This is a genomic window from Campylobacter sp. BCW_6464, assembly GCF_001762775.1.
In the GTDB taxonomy this organism is placed as follows: domain Bacteria; phylum Campylobacterota; class Campylobacteria; order Campylobacterales; family Campylobacteraceae; genus Campylobacter_D; species Campylobacter_D jejuni.
Map to the genome: position 1 here is coordinate 146,211 of NZ_MJXM01000041.1, position 14,802 is coordinate 161,012.

The window sequence follows — 14,802 nt, forward strand, 5'->3', positions numbered from 1 at the left end:
TTATTTTATTATATTTTCTATATTAGAGCGATTTTTTTCAATTAAAGAGCGATTTTTTTGAGTTGTTTCTTTAAGATCGGCTATATCTTCTTTCATATTTTGTATGTTTTGGTTGAGTAATTTTATCTTTTTTTCATAGCGAGTAACGATGATAAAGACTACAAATAAAAATATAATAATCAAAAAAATAAATGCTAAAAATTCCATATTTTTCCTTTTTAAAACTAGATTTTGAAATATATCATTTAAATACTTCAAAAAACTTTTATGGGTTTTTATTTTGTATTTTAGTTTTTTTATCTTTAAACTTATATATAAATTTTCAAAAAGTAACAAAAAAATATATAAAAAAATAATTAAATTAAAAAAATAATCAAAGATAATAAATATCTCATTTTTTTATGTTATATTTTAATAAATATCCAAAAAGGATTTTAATATGGAAAAATCACTTTTATTTCATTTTAGACGCATTGGGGTTGAATTTATTATTTTTAGTGTTTATGCTGTTTTTAGTATCTCTTGGGCAGCAACAGGGTCTTTAATGCCCTTGATTTCAAATGATCTTGCTCTAAATACTCAGCAAGCTACTTTAATCACTAGTATGATAGTAGTTGCGAAAATTTTTGGTGCTTCATTTACTGCTTTTTTGGTTTATAAATTCGGATTAAAAAAGGGATATTTTTTAGGCTGTATTTTAATGAGTTCGGGTATCTTTTTAAGTTTTGTAGATAGTTATAGTGGTATTTTGATTATAAGATTTTTAACAGGGCTTGGTTCAGCTTGTGCTTTAGTTTGTTTAGTGCCTATTGCACAACAATGGTTTGAAGAAAAAGCTTTACATTTTGTAATTAGTTTTAATATGACTTCAAATTTGGTAGGCATTACCCTAGGACTTGTTTTAGCTGAAAGTATCTCAAATTATTTTGGAAATTGGAGAGATTCTTTATCATTTTATGCTTGGATTAATTTGATTTTATTGATTTTGTGGCTTTTTGTAGGTAAAGATGAGAATAAAAAAGAAGAAAAAAAGAATAATGCAAAAGATCTTATTTATGCTCTAAAATCTCGTGTTACTTGGGGTATGATTATTTTTTACATAGGGCCTATTTTATTTTTAAATTCTCTTTTTACTTTTTTACCAACTTTTTATGCGCAATATGCGGGTTTTAGTAAAGAATTAGCTGATTTTGCTAAAAAAGAAATTCCAGCCTTGGCTAATTTTGCTATTATTTTTGGTCCTTATCTTGGATTATTTTTTAAAAGAAAAAATATTTCTTTTAAAATAATGCTATTGTCTGGAGGAGCGTGTATTTTTATATGCGGATTTTGTATGTTGTTTTTACAAAATTTAGTATTGATGCAGATTTTTGCTGTGTTATCAGGCATTTTTTATTCTATGTGGTTTCCATTTTTCTTTAATCTACCTTCAGAATTAAAAAATTCTAATCCAAATCAAACTGCTTATATTATGAGTGCTTTTTGGAGTATTACCTTTGTTATACTATCATTTAACCTATGGGTAGTATCTTGGAGTGTTGATAAAACCCATAGTTTTACTTTGGGTTTTGTTTATATTTTTGCTTTGATTTTTATTTCAGCGATCTTAGCACAATTTGTTTTACCTAGAAGAGAAAATTTTATACAAGGAGAAAAATAGAATGAATTTAATTCCAGAAATACTAGACTTACAAGGCGAATTTGAAAAAATTCGTCATCAAATTCATGAAAATCCTGAGCTTGGTTTTGATGAATTATGTACTGCAAAATTAGTGGCGCAAAAATTAAAAGAATTTGGTTATGAGGTTTATGAAGAAATAGGAAAAACAGGTGTTGTGGGGGTTTTAAAAAAGGGAAATAACGATAAAAAAATAGGACTTCGTGCAGATATGGATGCTTTGCCTTTACAAGAATGCACAAATTTGCCTTATAAAAGCAAAAAAGAAAATGTAATGCATGCTTGCGGTCATGATGGACATACTACTTCTTTATTGCTTGCTGCAAAGTATTTAGCAAATCAGAATTTTAATGGCACTCTAAATCTTTATTTTCAACCTGCTGAAGAGGGTTTGGGTGGTGCTAAGGCAATGATAGAAGATGGATTGTTTGAAAAATTTGATAGTGATTATGTTTTTGGATGGCACAATATGCCTTTTGGTAGCGATAAGAAATTTTATCTTAAAAAAGGTGCGATGATGGCTTCTTCGGATAGTTATAGCATTGAAGTTATTGGAAGAGGTGGTCATGGAAGTGCTCCAGAAAAGGCAAAAGATCCTATTTATGCTGCTTCTTTACTTGTGGTGGCTTTGCAAAGTATAGTATCTCGCAATGTTGATCCTCAAAATTCAGCAGTTATAAGCATAGGAGCTTTTAATGCAGGGCATGCTTTTAATATCATTCCAGATATTGCAACGATTAAAATGAGTGTTAGAGCATTAGATAATGAAACTAGAAAACTAACTGAAGAAAAAATTTATAAAATTTGTAAAGGTATTGCACAGGCTAATGATATAGAGATTAAAATCAATAAAAATGTTGTTGCACCAGTGACTATGAACAACGATGAAGCTGTGGATTTTGCTAGTGAGGTTGCAAAAGAATTATTTGGCGAAAAAAATTGTGAATTTAATCATCGTCCTTTAATGGCAAGTGAGGATTTTGGATTTTTTTGCGAAATGAAAAAATGTGCCTATGCTTTTTTAGAAAATGAAAACGACATTTATTTACATAATTCTAGTTATGTTTTTAATGATAAGCTTTTAGCTAGGGCTGCAAGTTATTATGCGAAGCTAGCTTTAAAATACTTAAAATAAAAACTAATCTAGAATTTCAAGCACAATTTCTTCCTTTAAACCTTTGATTTGAATTTCTTTGAGTTTTAGGTTTGAAGGAAGGTTTGCCAAAAGCTCTTTATTGTTTTTTACTTGGTTTTTTGCACTTATGGAGAGTAAAATTCCCCTATAAGCTTTAGCAAAATGACTGATGACTTTACCATTTTTTACAAATTTATAGGTATAAAATTTCTTTTTTGGGGTGTAGAATTTATCATAAAATCCTGCTCTAAGGTCAAGTATTTCTTTATTTTCTAAGTATTCATCTAAGGCTTTACTAAAATGTTCTTTATAAAATTTCTCTATGGCAAAATTTCCTATTTTAGCCCCTTGCTTGAATTTATAAAAGGGTAGGGTATCATTAGCTCTTACAACGCCAAAAAGATTAGAAAATATAAGAGTATTTTCTAAAATATAAGCTTGACTTTTTTTATCTAAAGCTTTAAAATTAAGATATTCATAACTTACCCCAGTATAAAGCAATATAGCTTCTTGAGTGGGAGCTTGTTTTAAATTGTGTTTAAATTTATCAATTTCATTTTCATTTTTAATGCCAAAAAGTTCTTGCAAATTCTGTAAACTTGCGTTTTTGATAAATTCTTCATAATGCTTTAAAGCTTTTATTCTATAAGGAAATAATTCTTTAAATATAAATGAGTTTTCATTGATAGGATTTTTTACGCAATTTTCATTTTTGCTTTCGCTAGGGGAGAATAAAATTTTCATTTTAGCCTTTTTTGTTAATGTTATGAAACATTAAGAGCAAAGAATTTAATCTTGCTTTTAATGTTTTTGAAGTTTTTATCATTTTAAAATTTAAAACGACGCTCCGCTCATTAACATAGAAAACATGATAAATGGAAGTATAATTTTTAACGCTTCTGTGGCGTCTTGATTGTTGATGCTTAGTTTTTCTATGCTGTCGATTCCTTGTGTGCTATAGTCACTAACAGGGATGTTTTTAAATTTTAAATCAAGATTGAGTTTATAATCATCATTTTGAGTGATATTGTTTAAAATAGCTAAAGCTTTATCAAAGATTAATGCTTGTTCTTCATTTTGACTTTGAGCTTTTAAGGTTTGTAAATTTTCCTTAGCAGTTGCTATATAGCTACTAAATACGCCTTCGGTTTTAAGAGTTGAATCAATTTTAAAATTATTTAAGATGATGTATTTTTGGATTGTATTGCTAAAATCTGAAGCTTGTTCGTAGTTTGCTATATTAAGAAGTTCATTGATAGCTTGTTCATCCATAGCTAAAGTTTGAGTGTTAAATTTTATACCCTTAGAATCAAGGTAATTAAGTAGATCTTCTTTTAGATTTATATTTAGATTTGTATTGAAATTTAATTTTGCGTTATAAAATTTTATATTAAGATTATCTAGATAATTGTTTTCTTGTTTGTTTATGGAGTTATCAAATGATAAAGTATAAGAATCCGAGCTTAATTTATTGATAAAAGAGCTGATTTTTGGATCTTGTTGAAATAAGCTTGCATTGATGTCACTAACAACTTTTTCTCCAAGTTTAAAATCTTCAAAAACCAAATTTGATTGTATGCTTTTTTGGTTTTTAAAAAGATCGTTGTAATATTCTTTAATGTTAATTGATGTATTTGCTTCGCCTTTGTAAATTTCATTTGAGCGAATTTTGATATTTTTTGCTTGAAATAGTTCTTGATACTCATCGTTGTTATCTTTTGCAAGAGTTTTGAAATTTGAACTTAAACACGCTATAAAATCACCATCTGCATTGCATTTAAAATCAGAAAATTCAATCTTTATTCCAGAATCCTGAGAAAGGTTTGCAATTTCTTGTTTAACTGTTTGATTTAGTTGATTTTCATATTTTTTAACTGTTTTTTCATCTATGGAATTTCCGCAAGCTGAAAACAAAACAGCTATTCCAATAGAGAGAAAAATACCTTTTTTCATAGTTTTCTCCTTAAAAATTTTTAAAACAAAGATTATATCTTTTTTTACTTAAAATTTAAACAATGCTAAAAGAGAGTGTGAGATTAATTACATTTTTACACATAGGAAAATCTTTTTAGTTTGTTTCAAATGCATTATTTATAATTTTAAGTATAATTAACTTTGCAATTATTATATATTTTTGCAATAGCTTTAAGCTTATTTTTAAAGAAAGGAAATGTATGAAAAAAATACTTCTAAGTGTTTTAACGGCCTTTGTTGCAGTAGTATTGGCTGCTTGTGGAGGAAATTCTGACTCTAAAACTTTAAATTCTCTTGATAAGATCAAGCAAAATGGAGTTATTAGGATTGGGGTATTTGGCGATAAACCACCTTTTGGTTATGTGGATGAAAAAGGAAACAATCAAGGCTATGATATAGCTTTAGCTAAACGCATAGCAAAAGAACTTTTTGGCGATGAAAATAAGGTGCAATTTGTTCTTGTTGAAGCTGCAAATAGGGTTGAGTTTTTAAAATCAAATAAAGTAGATATTATTTTGGCTAATTTTACTCAAACTCCAGAAAGATCTGAACAGGTTGATTTTTGCTTGCCTTATATGAAGGTAGCTTTAGGCGTAGCTGTGCCAAAGGATAGTAATATAACTAGCGTAGAAGATTTAAAAGATAAAACTTTACTTTTAAACAAAGGCACAACAGCGGATGCGTATTTTACGCAAAATTATCCTAATATTAAAACTTTAAAATACGATCAAAATACTGAAACTTTTGCCGCTTTGATGGATAAAAGAGGCGATGCTTTAAGTCATGATAATACCTTGCTTTTTGCTTGGATGAAAGATCATCCTGATTTTAAAATGGCTATCAAAGAGTTAGGCAACAAAGATGTTATCGCACCAGCAGTTAAAAAAGGTGATAAAGAACTTAAAGAATTTATCGATAATTTGATCATTAAACTAGGCCAAGAGCAGTTTTTTCACAAGGCTTATGATGAAACTTTAAAAGTTCATTTTGGAGATGATGTTAAGGCTGATGATGTAGTGATTGAAGGTGGAAAAATTTAATAAAGGGCTTTTTGCCCTTTAGTTGATTTAGGATAAAATATGCAAAAAAAATACAAAAATATTATTTATGCTTCTTTGGGTGGAATTTTAGAATTTTATGATTTTGTGCTTTTTGCTTTTTTTTTGGATATTTTTGCTAAGGTATTCTTTCCGCAAAATGATGCTTTTTGGATGCAGATAAATGCTTATATAGCCTTTGGTTCTGCTTATTTAGCGCGTCCTTTTGGTTCTATTGTGATGGCACATTTTGCTGATAGATATGGAAGAAAGAATATTTTTTATATTTCTATGCTTTTGATGGTTTTGCCTAGTTTTGCTTTAGCTTTTTTGCCAAGTTATGAAAGTATAGGTATATTTGCTACTTTGATTTTATTCACTATTCGTATTTTGCAAGGTTTAGCCGTTGGAACTGAGGTGAGCGGAGCTTGGATTTATGTGAGCGAATTTGTCAAAGGGTGCCAAATTCCTTTAGCTCTTGGTTTTATTTCAGTGACTTTAACCATAGGTTTATTGCTAGGAAATATTGCCACTTTAGGCATAAGATCTTATTTTACCCCAGAAGAAGTTCAAAGCTATGCTTGGAGAATTCCTTTTATCATAGGAGGATTTTTTGGAATTTTAGCTTTGTTTTTAAGAAATAAACTCAGCGAAACTCCAGAATTTATAAAAGTTCAAAATGAAAAGAAAATTTTAAATTTTCCATTGTTTGAAGCTTTAAAAACTCATAAAATGAGTATGCTTGTTTGTTTTTTAATGACCATGGTTTTAACAAGCGGTGTGGCAACTTTGATGATTTTGCCTAAGTATTTTGAAAGTCTTTTAGCTATGAGTAAAACTTCTGCTTTATGGGTGCAAAATTTTGCTATTTTAGCGGTGATTTTTGGAGCTTTATTTCAAGGTTTTTTAGCAAGCAAATGGGGAAGCTATAGGATTTGTTCTATTTTTAGTATAGCTTTTATTATTTTTGGTGTGCTTTTTAGTTTTTATGATGAGAATTTTTTATTTTATTTTTTACTGGCTTGTTTTGCACAAGGTATTATTACTTTCGCGCCTGTTTTTATGACGCAAATTTTTAAAAGCGAACTTAAATTTAGCGGGCTTAGTTTTGCTTATAATATTTCTTATGCGATTTTAGGTTTTTTAACCCCTTTTATAGTCAATGCTTTTTATAAAGAGTATTTAGGTATTTATCTTGCTATAGTGGGATCTTGCTCCTTGCTTTGTGTGTTTTTGTTAAAACGCGTTTTTGCAAGAAGCAAGATTAAAGAATTAAGCATTGTCTTTTAAAACTTCAAAAACAACCTTAGATATTTTTTCAACTGAAGCGATTTCGCAATGTTCATCAGTTGAATGAGGATTATGGATATTTGGACCTATAGAAGCGCATAAAAGCTCTTGTTTTTTCTCTATAATGCCACACTCAAGCCCTGCATGGATAGCTGAAACTTTGGCATTAGGCGATACTTTTTTAAGCGCTTTAAAAACCATGTCGCTAAGTGCGTTTGGTTTGCCTTCCCAAGGTGGATAGAAATTAAAACTTCTTACTTTAAAATCAAAAGCCTTGAAAAATTCTAAAGTTTCAAATTCTACTTGCTTAAGTCCATCAAGTATATTAGATCTTGCAAAAAGTGCGAATTTGATTTGTTTATCTTGCATTCTTAAAGTAGCTAGGTTAATGCTTGTTTGAACTATACCTAGATTTTCATCATAAGCTCTAACTCCATGAGTAAAAGAATTTATAAGGCTTAAAAGTTTGTTACTTTGATCGCAAATTTCAAATTCACCTTCTTCTTTAAAATCGCATTTTATCCAGTTATTGCTCTTTACTTCATTTTTAAAATGCACTAAAGCTTTGGCGTGTTTAGGTATAGAATTGATTCTTTCTCCACCTTCAAAAGAAATGATTTCTCCTTTATTTTCTTGTATGAATTTAGCCATTTCTTTGATGGAGCTTTTTTCGTTGCGTACGATATTTATGCCTGAGTGTCCACCTTTAAAATTTTGCGCGCAAAGCTCATAAATTTTACCCTTTTTTCTAAGGGTATTAAAAGGCAAGCTAGCTTCTATATCTACTCCACCTGCACAGCCTATCATGATCTCATCATCGCTTTCATGATCTAAATTTAAAAGCATTTTAGATTCTAAAGTGTGCTCGAGTGAATTCACTCCCATGAGTCCTACTTCTTCATCGTTTGTAAAAAGACACTCTAAATTTTCAAATTTAGCCATAGCACTCATCATGATGGCTATACCTATACCATTATCCGCACCAAGACTTGAATTTTTGGCTCTTAAAAAGCCATTTTCTTCATAAACTTCTAAGTTTGGTGCATCGCCCATACAGACCATATCATAATGGCTTTGTAAGCAAATTTTTGGTTTGCCTTTTATGGCATGGATATTTCCTGCCTTATCTACACTCACCTTAAAGCCTTTATCTTTGGCGTAAGAGCTTAAAAATTCTTTCATTTGTTCTGTTTCATAACTGCAATGAGGAATTTTGCATAATTGTTTAAAATTTTCTATAACATTTTGCATTTTATCTCCTTTGTTTTGATAAAATTATGGCATATTTTTTAAAATTTAAAGGCAAAATGATTAAAAAATGAGAATAAATTATAAAAAATTATTTAATCTAAGAAAATTATTAAGTGATCCAAAAAAACTTTTTTCTGTATTAATCTTCACTCTTGTAGTTGTTTTTATCCAGAACTATATTGCCCAAAATTCTAGTTTTGAAGGAAAAGTAGTTAGAATTATTGATGGAGATACTATAGAAGTTAATCATGAAAACAAACTCGCTAGAATAAGATTTTTTGGTATAGATGCACCAGAACTTAAACAAAGTTTTGGAAAGCAATCAAAAGAAGCTTTAAGTAGAATTTTAAGCGGCAAACAAGTTGAAATTATTTATAAAAATAAAGATACTTATGGTAGAATTGTTGCTATTGTAAAGCTTAATGATGTTGATATTAATCGATTTTTGGTAAGCAAAGGCTATGCTTGGGCTGATACTTACTATAGTAACGCTTATACCAAAGAACAAGAAAATGCTAAGAAAAATCATTTAGGTCTTTGGAAAGAGAGTAATCCTATAGAGCCTTATAAATGGAGAAAACACAATAAATTCTAAGGAAAAACATGAAAAAATATACTTTAATAGTGCTATTAGCTTTAGGAATTTCTGGATGTTTTGTAAATGAAAGAGGGATTTCAAATCGTTTTTATGATGATTGTAAAGAGTATTATGATGGAAGTGGAACTTATCATAAGGATTGCCCAAAGAATTGGGTGGATATTAAAATGACTCCTTGATTATTTTCCACCCACAGAGGCCATTAATGCAGCTGCTACGGCTTCTGGATTGTTGATTTTGGCACCTTGTTCTTGATTTTCTGTAGGTTTAACAGTATTAAGTGGCGGACGCTTGAGTTTAAATATATGCTCATCAGTGCTAACAACTTGTATCGTTCCTTCAAACATTTTAATTTCTTTAACATGCCCGACCACTTTTACATCTCTTTTTTTGGAGGTTTCGTCAAAAAGTGCATGAGCTTCAAGTTCTAAAACATCGCCTAATTTAAGCGGAGCATAAAAAAAACATTTTGATCCAATAATCACTGAAAATTCTTTATTGATAGAGGCTTGTGCTACATAGTTTGCCGCAGCGAAAATAAAGGCATCAAAAATCAATCCTTGATCATCTACTACCATTTCGCTTGTGGTTATTAAAATTGATTTGGCATAGTTTTTATCCATTTCTATAATGGTTCCAGCAAGCGAGGTGTTTAATTCAGGACAAGTGAGTAATTCTGCTCTAACACGAGATATATCTTCTGCAGATGCGTATTCTTCAAGTTGTGCATATTCTTCAAAATTATCTTTTTTTGCCATATCTAACCTTTAAATTCTACTTATCTACTTCAAAATATCTAAAGCCTAGATCGACAAAAAGCAAAAAGAATTTATATCCTAATACGCACATAAACTCTTTTGGGTGCTTCATAGCCTTCAATGGTAAGATTTTTATCCTTTGGATCTAAGAAATTTTCCAGCGAAAAAGAGTCTATCCATTCTGTTTTTCTTTGTTCGTTTTCATCGGTTTTTTTTGTAGCCAAAACTTCAAATTCTTTAAATCCTGCTCTTTCACACCAGTTTTTTAATGCACTAATGCTTGGTACAAAATAAATATTTGAAATTTTAGAATAAGTTTTATTAGGCACAAGAGCGATTTCTCTCTCATCTTCTATATACATGGTATCTAAAAAAACAACTCCATTTTTATTAAGTCCTGCTTTTAAATCTTTTAGCATTTTTATAGGATCACTTCTATGATAAATCACCCCAAGACAGAAAATCACATCAAATTTCAAGCCATAGCTTGGAAGATCTTCTACGCCTAAAAGTTCGTATTCTATAGGAGTTTTAGCTAAAGCGTTAATGAGTTCAAATTGCAAACGGTATTTGATAGAAGGATCAAAACCTATGAGTTTTGCAGGATTAAATTCAAGCATTTTAAACATATAATAACCATTATTACAGCCTATATCAGCAACGCATTTTTGAGAAATTTCGTTCATAAAAGGCTTTAAAATATTAAATTTAATAAAACTTTGCCATTCTGTATCGATGAAAAGATCGTCTATTTTAAAAGGACCTTTTCTCCATGGTTTAAGTTCTTTTGTTATAGCTAGGATTTCATCTTTGGCTTGAGAATTTGTAGATAAATTTACACTATCATCTAAAGAAAAATTACAAGCAAGATTGAGAGCTTTAAGTTCTTGAATTTTAGCGTATAAAGGGTGATTTAGAAATTGTTTTTTGAGTAAATTTTCTTGCATTTTTATCCTTGACATTTGCTTTTAATGCTAAATTATAACATTAAAAGCTTTTATGGCAATATAAATCTCATATGTATTAAATATTTGATCAAAAATAAATTTTTAAAAACTCAAAATACTTCCCAAAACTCACATAAGCTTTAGAACTATAATCATCATTTTTATAAAGCTTTAGCTAAATCAAGCTTAACATAAAAATTTCCTGTTTTATTATAAAGCAGTTGCAAATCATAGGCATCCATATAGTTTGTTTCACTTACTCTATATAGTTTAGAAACATTCTCACACCAAGAATAACCTATATCATAAAAAGGAGTGATATAAAAATCTTTCAAAGGAGTAGCCATTCTAAGTCCAAAGCTAGCTACTACAGCATTATCTCTATCTTCATTATTATAAACCCTTACTCCATAAGGACCTACTAAAGATATAGTTTTACTATTATCTAGTATAAATAGATTCATTAATAACTTGTTGATAATTTAAGCTAAAAAGATGAGTAAAGGTATCATTAAAGAAATAAGTATTGTTAAGATTGACATTAAGTTTAGCAAATTTTCAAATTCTACTCCATCTACTTTGCTTGTTTCTATACCTCATTAAGAAATTCATGCGTTGATTGCTTTTAGAACTGCTAAGATTTTTATATGAGTATCTTTAGGTTTAAGATAAAAAACTGAACTAAGTTCTCCTTGTTCTAATATAAGTTTATTATAACTTGCATTAGCATAATCGGTTTTTGCTATGATTAAAAAAGGAAGTGCTCTAACTGTTTTTATTACTATGATTAGCTGTATTGACACTATTAAAAGAAAGAACTTTATCTTCTCTCATATCAGAAGCAAGTAAATAATGTTTAAAATTTAAATCGTTTATATTTATAATATTTACTTTAGTATTGTTATAAATTAAAGTAATATTGTTAATATCATGTTTAGAACTCTTAGAATAATAATTTATACCTTGGGGTTTTTATAAGTAGAATTGGTTTTATCATAAAGTTTGTTATCATTAAAATAATACTCTGGAATATTGAAATTTCGATTGTCTGTAGTATTTGCTTGAGTGACTAAAAGCATTGATGCTTAAGAAGGTAACAATAGAAAGTTTAAAACAAAATTTCTCTACACCCCTCCCCGTGAAGTTAAAAAGCTTAATGGCTGGCATAGATATCCTTAAATATTGATTATTATATTTTAACTATTTAACAATATCTGTAAATATTATCAAAAGAAAGCGTAATTATAATATTCTTAAGTATATTAATTATAAATAAAATATTTAAATAATATTAATAATAAAAAAGTTATTTTTTAATTTTATTTTTTATAATATATATTTAATATTATTAAAAAGCTTTATTAAATTAATATTGGACGGAATTTTTAATATAAGCTAAAAAGCGATATCAAAGAATTTCCGTTGTATAATCTAATGTTTTTTAAATGTAAAATATTTTTTAAGGTAAAGCGATGAAAATGCGTGTGTATTATGAAGATACTGATGCGGGTGGAGTGGTGTATCATAGTAATTATTTAAAATTTTGTGAGAGAGCAAGAAGTGAAATTTTTTTCAATAAAAAAGTAGATATTTTTGATGCGTCTAAGGGACATTTTTTGCTTGCAAAAGCAAATTGCAATTTCTTAAAACCTGCAAAACTTGGAGATATAATAGAGATTAAAACAAAAATTTTAGAAGTCAAAAATGCTTCTGTGGAAATTTCACAAGAAATTTATAAAGATGAAATTTTGCTTTTTAAAATGGAATTAACTTTAGCTTTTATTAAAAACGAAAAACCAGCTAGAATGGATATGCAGTTAAAAAAGCTCTTTGAAGAATTATTTTAATTCTTCAAAGCTTGCTTGTTTGCCTTGCATAAGACGCACTTTGTAATCAACTTGAGAATTTTTGATTTTCTCATCAAATAAACTTTCACTTTTTTTATTTAAGAATTCGGTATAAAAGTAATCAACTCCTATACTAGTGGCATAAGCAATCCAGTTATAATCTATACTTTGATTAAAAATTTCATTAAGATAGACTAAGTTATCATCGTGGTTATTGATAGAATTAGCAATGATGAAATTTTCTCTATCTCCTTGTTGCGTTAAACTTAAAAATGTTGGATTATAGTTGATTTGAGTGGATAAAAGCACATAAGGATGAATGTTATAAATTCTTAGTTGAGAACTTGCTAGAGCTGTTTTGATCAATGGAGTGTTAAAAAATATTGAGGCATTATTAACTCCGCCTTGTGATCTTAAAAGTCTGCTAAAATCAAGCTTCTCGCCTTCTATGGTATATATTCTAGCATTATTATTTTGAGCAAGAATTCTTGAATTTAGATTGCTTGATAAGGCAGAGCCATCGCTAAATATTGCGATATTAGCATTTGATTTGCTTAAAAGTGTGGTAATTTGAGCATCATAGTCAATACTTCCAAAAATAATATTTTGATTTGAAAATTGTATGTTGTTTTTATGGATGGTCGGTATAAAAATTTTCATATTTCCTGAGTAATTTTTCAACTCATTGGCACCTTTTAGAGTAAATCCAGCTATGGCATACTGATATCCTTGAGCTTGTGCTGCATCAAGCGCGGCTCGAATTTTATCACTATCTTCTGTGCCAGTTAAAAAAACTTTTACTTTGATTTCAGCTCTTTGTCTTAAAAGATAGGCTATGCTTGAATTTATTATAGTATTTGAGTAGCTTTTTATGGTTTTTTCTGGGATAATTATCGCAAGTTTAACAGAAGTAATTTTTTGAACATTTTTTTCAAAATCAGTAATGGAATTTAATAATTTTGCATAAACATTAGATAAAAATTGATCGTTTTGATCTGCAAATTCACTTAAAAAACTAAGATACAATCTTGATTCTAAAAGATCAAAAAGACAATTTGTGTTGCATTCTTGAACGCTTAATTTAGGATAAAAATTTTCAACAGGTTTTACATCGACTAATTTTTGCTCTTTTGCACTAAGCAAAAAGCAAGATAAGAAAAATATTAAAAATATTTTTTTCATAAAAATCCTTTAATTTTTTTTAAATCTTGTATGAAATTTTTTTCATAACTTGGATTTTTTTCTATAAAATCTAAATCATAACTTGGCATTATGAAAAAATTTTTATAAGCAAAAACTTCACCTTTTAAAATGTGATAATCTTTAAATCCCAAGCTTTTAAATGTGTATTCTCCTAGACAAAGTAAAAAAGCAGGTTGAATCAGTTTTAGTTCGTTCCAGAAAAATGGTAAGCAAGATTGTAGCGAAAAATCATCAAATTTTCCATTACAAAAACATTTAAATAAATAAGAAAAATAAAAATCTTCATCGCAAAGCCCTAAAATTTGATAAATATAGTGTTTTAATTTTTCACCTTTTTTTGAATTAAGTAAAATTCCACTTTCATTTTCACTCTTTTGCCCAAAAACATCAAGAATTAGCAATTTGACATTTTTTATTTTAGGTTCCATAAGACTAAATTTTCTTGTTTTGGAAAATTGACATAAGGCGCAAGATGAAACAAGTTGTTTTAATTCTTGAAAATTTTGTGCTTGTTCAAAGCGGTTTATATGTGTATCAACAAAGTTAAATCCCATAGCTTTTAAATAATAAAGACTTCTTATCATAAATCACACAATTTTTCTAAATTTTCTCCACTTAGACGATAATTTCTCCATTGTTTAAGATGTTTAGCGTTTAAACTTTCATAAAAATTAATACCTAAAATATTATCATTTAAGCAAACCCAGTCGAGTCTTTTTAAATTTTCTTTTTTGCAAATTTCTCCTAAAAATTTAAAAACAGCTTTTCCATAACCTTTTTTACGAAAATTTTCTCGTATATAAATATCTTCAAGATAAATTCCACCGCTACCCCAAAAAGATGAAAAAGTATAAAAATAAATCATGTAGCCTATAGTTTTTTCATTTTCTTTTAACAAAAAAGCACGAGCAAATTTATTTTTTAGTAAAGAATGTTCCAGTTTTTCTTTCGTGCATTGAAGAAAATCTAACATATCTTCGTATTTTGCAAATTCTATGATCATTTCTTGTAAAATATCTAAATCTTCTTGTCTTAAATCAATAATTTTAAATTCTGACATTTTTAACCTTTTAAAAATAATTTC

General features: G+C 28.5%; 16 protein-coding genes and 2 pseudogenes. 7 read left to right on the plus strand and 11 right to left on the minus strand.

All coding sequences use genetic code 11. The annotated features are described in order from the left end of the window. Positions 1–207, minus strand: a complete 207-nt coding sequence (locus AJ885_RS03455; protein ID WP_002853356.1) for a membrane protein — start codon at positions 205–207, stop codon at positions 1–3. 232 nt (positions 208–439) lie between these two features. On the opposite strand from AJ885_RS03455, the gene AJ885_RS03465 reads away from it, so the two are divergent. Together AJ885_RS03465 and AJ885_RS03470 are read left to right on the plus strand one after the other, a co-directional pair. Then, positions 440–1,660: a CynX/NimT family MFS transporter gene (locus tag AJ885_RS03465; RefSeq protein ID WP_070280744.1), complete on the plus strand. Its 1,221-nt coding sequence runs from the start codon at positions 440–442 to the stop codon at positions 1,658–1,660. A 1-nt stretch (position 1,661) separates the two neighbouring features. Next, positions 1,662–2,813, plus strand: coding sequence for a M20 aminoacylase family protein (locus AJ885_RS03470; protein WP_044779510.1), 1,152 nt, complete (start codon positions 1,662–1,664; stop codon positions 2,811–2,813). Positions 2,814–2,816: 3 nt separating this feature from the next. Here AJ885_RS03470 and AJ885_RS03475 read toward each other — a convergent pair whose 3' ends face one another. After that, positions 2,817–3,557: a YaaA family protein gene (locus tag AJ885_RS03475; protein WP_004305720.1), complete on the minus strand. Its 741-nt coding sequence runs from the start codon at positions 3,555–3,557 to the stop codon at positions 2,817–2,819. A gap of 90 nt (positions 3,558–3,647) precedes the next feature. Further along, positions 3,648–4,766 carry a lipoprotein adhesin JlpA gene (jlpA, locus tag AJ885_RS03480; RefSeq protein ID WP_070280746.1) on the minus strand — a complete coding sequence of 373 codons (1,119 nt, stop codon included), beginning with the start codon at positions 4,764–4,766 and terminating at the stop codon, positions 3,648–3,650. 221 nt (positions 4,767–4,987) lie between these two features. On the opposite strand from jlpA, the gene AJ885_RS03485 reads away from it, so the two are divergent. Both AJ885_RS03485 and AJ885_RS03490 read left to right on the plus strand, forming a co-directional pair. After that, entirely contained in the window at positions 4,988–5,827 is an 840-nt protein-coding gene (locus AJ885_RS03485; protein WP_070210221.1) for a cysteine ABC transporter substrate-binding protein, read from the plus strand. Positions 5,828–5,866: 39 nt separating this feature from the next. Further along, a complete protein-coding gene (locus tag AJ885_RS03490) occupies positions 5,867–7,114 on the plus strand; it encodes an MFS transporter (protein ID WP_070210220.1) in 1,248 nt (415 codons plus the stop codon). On the opposite strand, the gene AJ885_RS03495 is transcribed toward AJ885_RS03490, so the two are convergent. Further along, the gene (locus tag AJ885_RS03495) at positions 7,097–8,365 is read right to left on the minus strand and encodes a M20/M25/M40 family metallo-hydrolase (RefSeq protein ID WP_070210219.1); all 1,269 of its coding nucleotides are present in this window, start codon (positions 8,363–8,365) and stop codon (positions 7,097–7,099) included. The genes AJ885_RS03490 and AJ885_RS03495 overlap by 18 nt on opposite strands. Positions 8,366–8,432: 67 nt before the next feature. Here AJ885_RS03495 and AJ885_RS03500 point away from each other — a divergent pair, with 67 nt between their 5' ends. Both AJ885_RS03500 and AJ885_RS03505 read left to right on the plus strand, forming a co-directional pair. After that, complete coding sequence (locus AJ885_RS03500; RefSeq protein ID WP_002853671.1) at positions 8,433–8,960, plus strand: thermonuclease family protein; 528 nt, start codon at positions 8,433–8,435, stop codon at positions 8,958–8,960. Positions 8,961–8,968: 8 nt separating this feature from the next. Further along, positions 8,969–9,142: a hypothetical protein gene (locus tag AJ885_RS03505; RefSeq protein WP_070210218.1), complete on the plus strand. Its 174-nt coding sequence runs from the start codon at positions 8,969–8,971 to the stop codon at positions 9,140–9,142. On the opposite strand, the gene AJ885_RS03510 is transcribed toward AJ885_RS03505, so the two are convergent. From AJ885_RS03510 to AJ885_RS10610, 4 genes and pseudogenes are all read right to left on the minus strand, one after another. Beyond that, entirely contained in the window at positions 9,143–9,721 is a 579-nt protein-coding gene (locus tag AJ885_RS03510) for a hypothetical protein (RefSeq protein WP_070280748.1), read from the minus strand. Positions 9,722–9,792: 71 nt separating this feature from the next. Further along, a complete protein-coding gene (cmoB, locus tag AJ885_RS03515; RefSeq protein WP_079860267.1) occupies positions 9,793–10,683 on the minus strand; it encodes a tRNA 5-methoxyuridine(34)/uridine 5-oxyacetic acid(34) synthase CmoB in 891 nt (296 codons plus the stop codon). A 73-nt stretch (positions 10,684–10,756) separates the two neighbouring features. Further along, positions 10,757–11,226 (minus strand): annotated as a pseudogene (locus tag AJ885_RS03520) (ShlB/FhaC/HecB family hemolysin secretion/activation protein); the annotation flags it as partial. Positions 11,227–11,265: 39 nt separating this feature from the next. After that, positions 11,266–11,835 (minus strand): annotated as a pseudogene (locus tag AJ885_RS10610) (hypothetical protein); the annotation flags it as partial. A 305-nt stretch (positions 11,836–12,140) separates the two neighbouring features. Between AJ885_RS10610 and AJ885_RS03530 the strand changes: the two are divergent. Next, complete coding sequence (locus AJ885_RS03530; RefSeq protein WP_002871461.1) at positions 12,141–12,515, plus strand: YbgC/FadM family acyl-CoA thioesterase; 375 nt, start codon at positions 12,141–12,143, stop codon at positions 12,513–12,515. Here AJ885_RS03530 and AJ885_RS03535 read toward each other — a convergent pair. The 3 genes from AJ885_RS03535 to AJ885_RS03545 are packed head-to-tail and all read right to left on the minus strand — an operon-like array spanning position 12,507 to position 14,778. Beyond that, entirely contained in the window at positions 12,507–13,697 is a 1,191-nt protein-coding gene (locus AJ885_RS03535) for a hypothetical protein (protein WP_070210214.1), read from the minus strand. The two genes, AJ885_RS03530 and AJ885_RS03535, sit on opposite strands and share 9 nt — an antisense overlap. Then, entirely contained in the window at positions 13,694–14,302 is a 609-nt protein-coding gene (locus AJ885_RS10425; RefSeq protein WP_070210213.1) for a uracil-DNA glycosylase family protein, read from the minus strand. Before AJ885_RS10425 ends, AJ885_RS03535 begins: the two co-directional genes overlap by 4 nt. Further along, a complete protein-coding gene (locus AJ885_RS03545; RefSeq protein WP_002867426.1) occupies positions 14,299–14,778 on the minus strand; it encodes a GNAT family N-acetyltransferase in 480 nt (159 codons plus the stop codon). Before AJ885_RS03545 ends, AJ885_RS10425 begins: the two co-directional genes overlap by 4 nt. Between the last annotated feature and the right edge of the window lie 24 nt (positions 14,779–14,802).

Bases quoted from the DNA above. Each gene is read 5' to 3' on its own strand.
- AJ885_RS10425 (WP_070210213.1), bottom strand. From the start codon at position 14,302: ATGATAAGAAGTCTTTATTATTTAAAAGCTATGGGATTTAACTTTGTT.
- AJ885_RS03490 (WP_070210220.1), top strand. From the start codon at position 5,867: ATGCAAAAAAAATACAAAAATATTATTTATGCTTCTTTGGGTGGAATT.
- AJ885_RS03470 (WP_044779510.1), top strand. From the start codon at position 1,662: ATGAATTTAATTCCAGAAATACTAGACTTACAAGGCGAATTTGAAAAA.
- AJ885_RS03485 (WP_070210221.1), top strand. From the start codon at position 4,988: ATGAAAAAAATACTTCTAAGTGTTTTAACGGCCTTTGTTGCAGTAGTA.
- AJ885_RS03500 (WP_002853671.1), top strand. From the start codon at position 8,433: ATGAGAATAAATTATAAAAAATTATTTAATCTAAGAAAATTATTAAGT.
- AJ885_RS03495 (WP_070210219.1), bottom strand. From the start codon at position 8,365: ATGCAAAATGTTATAGAAAATTTTAAACAATTATGCAAAATTCCTCAT.
- jlpA (WP_070280746.1), bottom strand. From the start codon at position 4,766: ATGAAAAAAGGTATTTTTCTCTCTATTGGAATAGCTGTTTTGTTTTCA.
- AJ885_RS03510 (WP_070280748.1), bottom strand. From the start codon at position 9,721: ATGGCAAAAAAAGATAATTTTGAAGAATATGCACAACTTGAAGAATAC.
- AJ885_RS03475 (WP_004305720.1), bottom strand. From the start codon at position 3,557: ATGAAAATTTTATTCTCCCCTAGCGAAAGCAAAAATGAAAATTGCGTA.
- AJ885_RS03530 (WP_002871461.1), top strand. From the start codon at position 12,141: ATGAAAATGCGTGTGTATTATGAAGATACTGATGCGGGTGGAGTGGTG.
- cmoB (WP_079860267.1), bottom strand. From the start codon at position 10,683: ATGTCAAGGATAAAAATGCAAGAAAATTTACTCAAAAAACAATTTCTA.
- AJ885_RS03545 (WP_002867426.1), bottom strand. From the start codon at position 14,778: ATGTCAGAATTTAAAATTATTGATTTAAGACAAGAAGATTTAGATATT.
- AJ885_RS03505 (WP_070210218.1), top strand. From the start codon at position 8,969: ATGAAAAAATATACTTTAATAGTGCTATTAGCTTTAGGAATTTCTGGA.
- AJ885_RS03535 (WP_070210214.1), bottom strand. From the start codon at position 13,697: ATGAAAAAAATATTTTTAATATTTTTCTTATCTTGCTTTTTGCTTAGT.
- AJ885_RS03455 (WP_002853356.1), bottom strand. From the start codon at position 207: ATGGAATTTTTAGCATTTATTTTTTTGATTATTATATTTTTATTTGTA.
- AJ885_RS03465 (WP_070280744.1), top strand. From the start codon at position 440: ATGGAAAAATCACTTTTATTTCATTTTAGACGCATTGGGGTTGAATTT.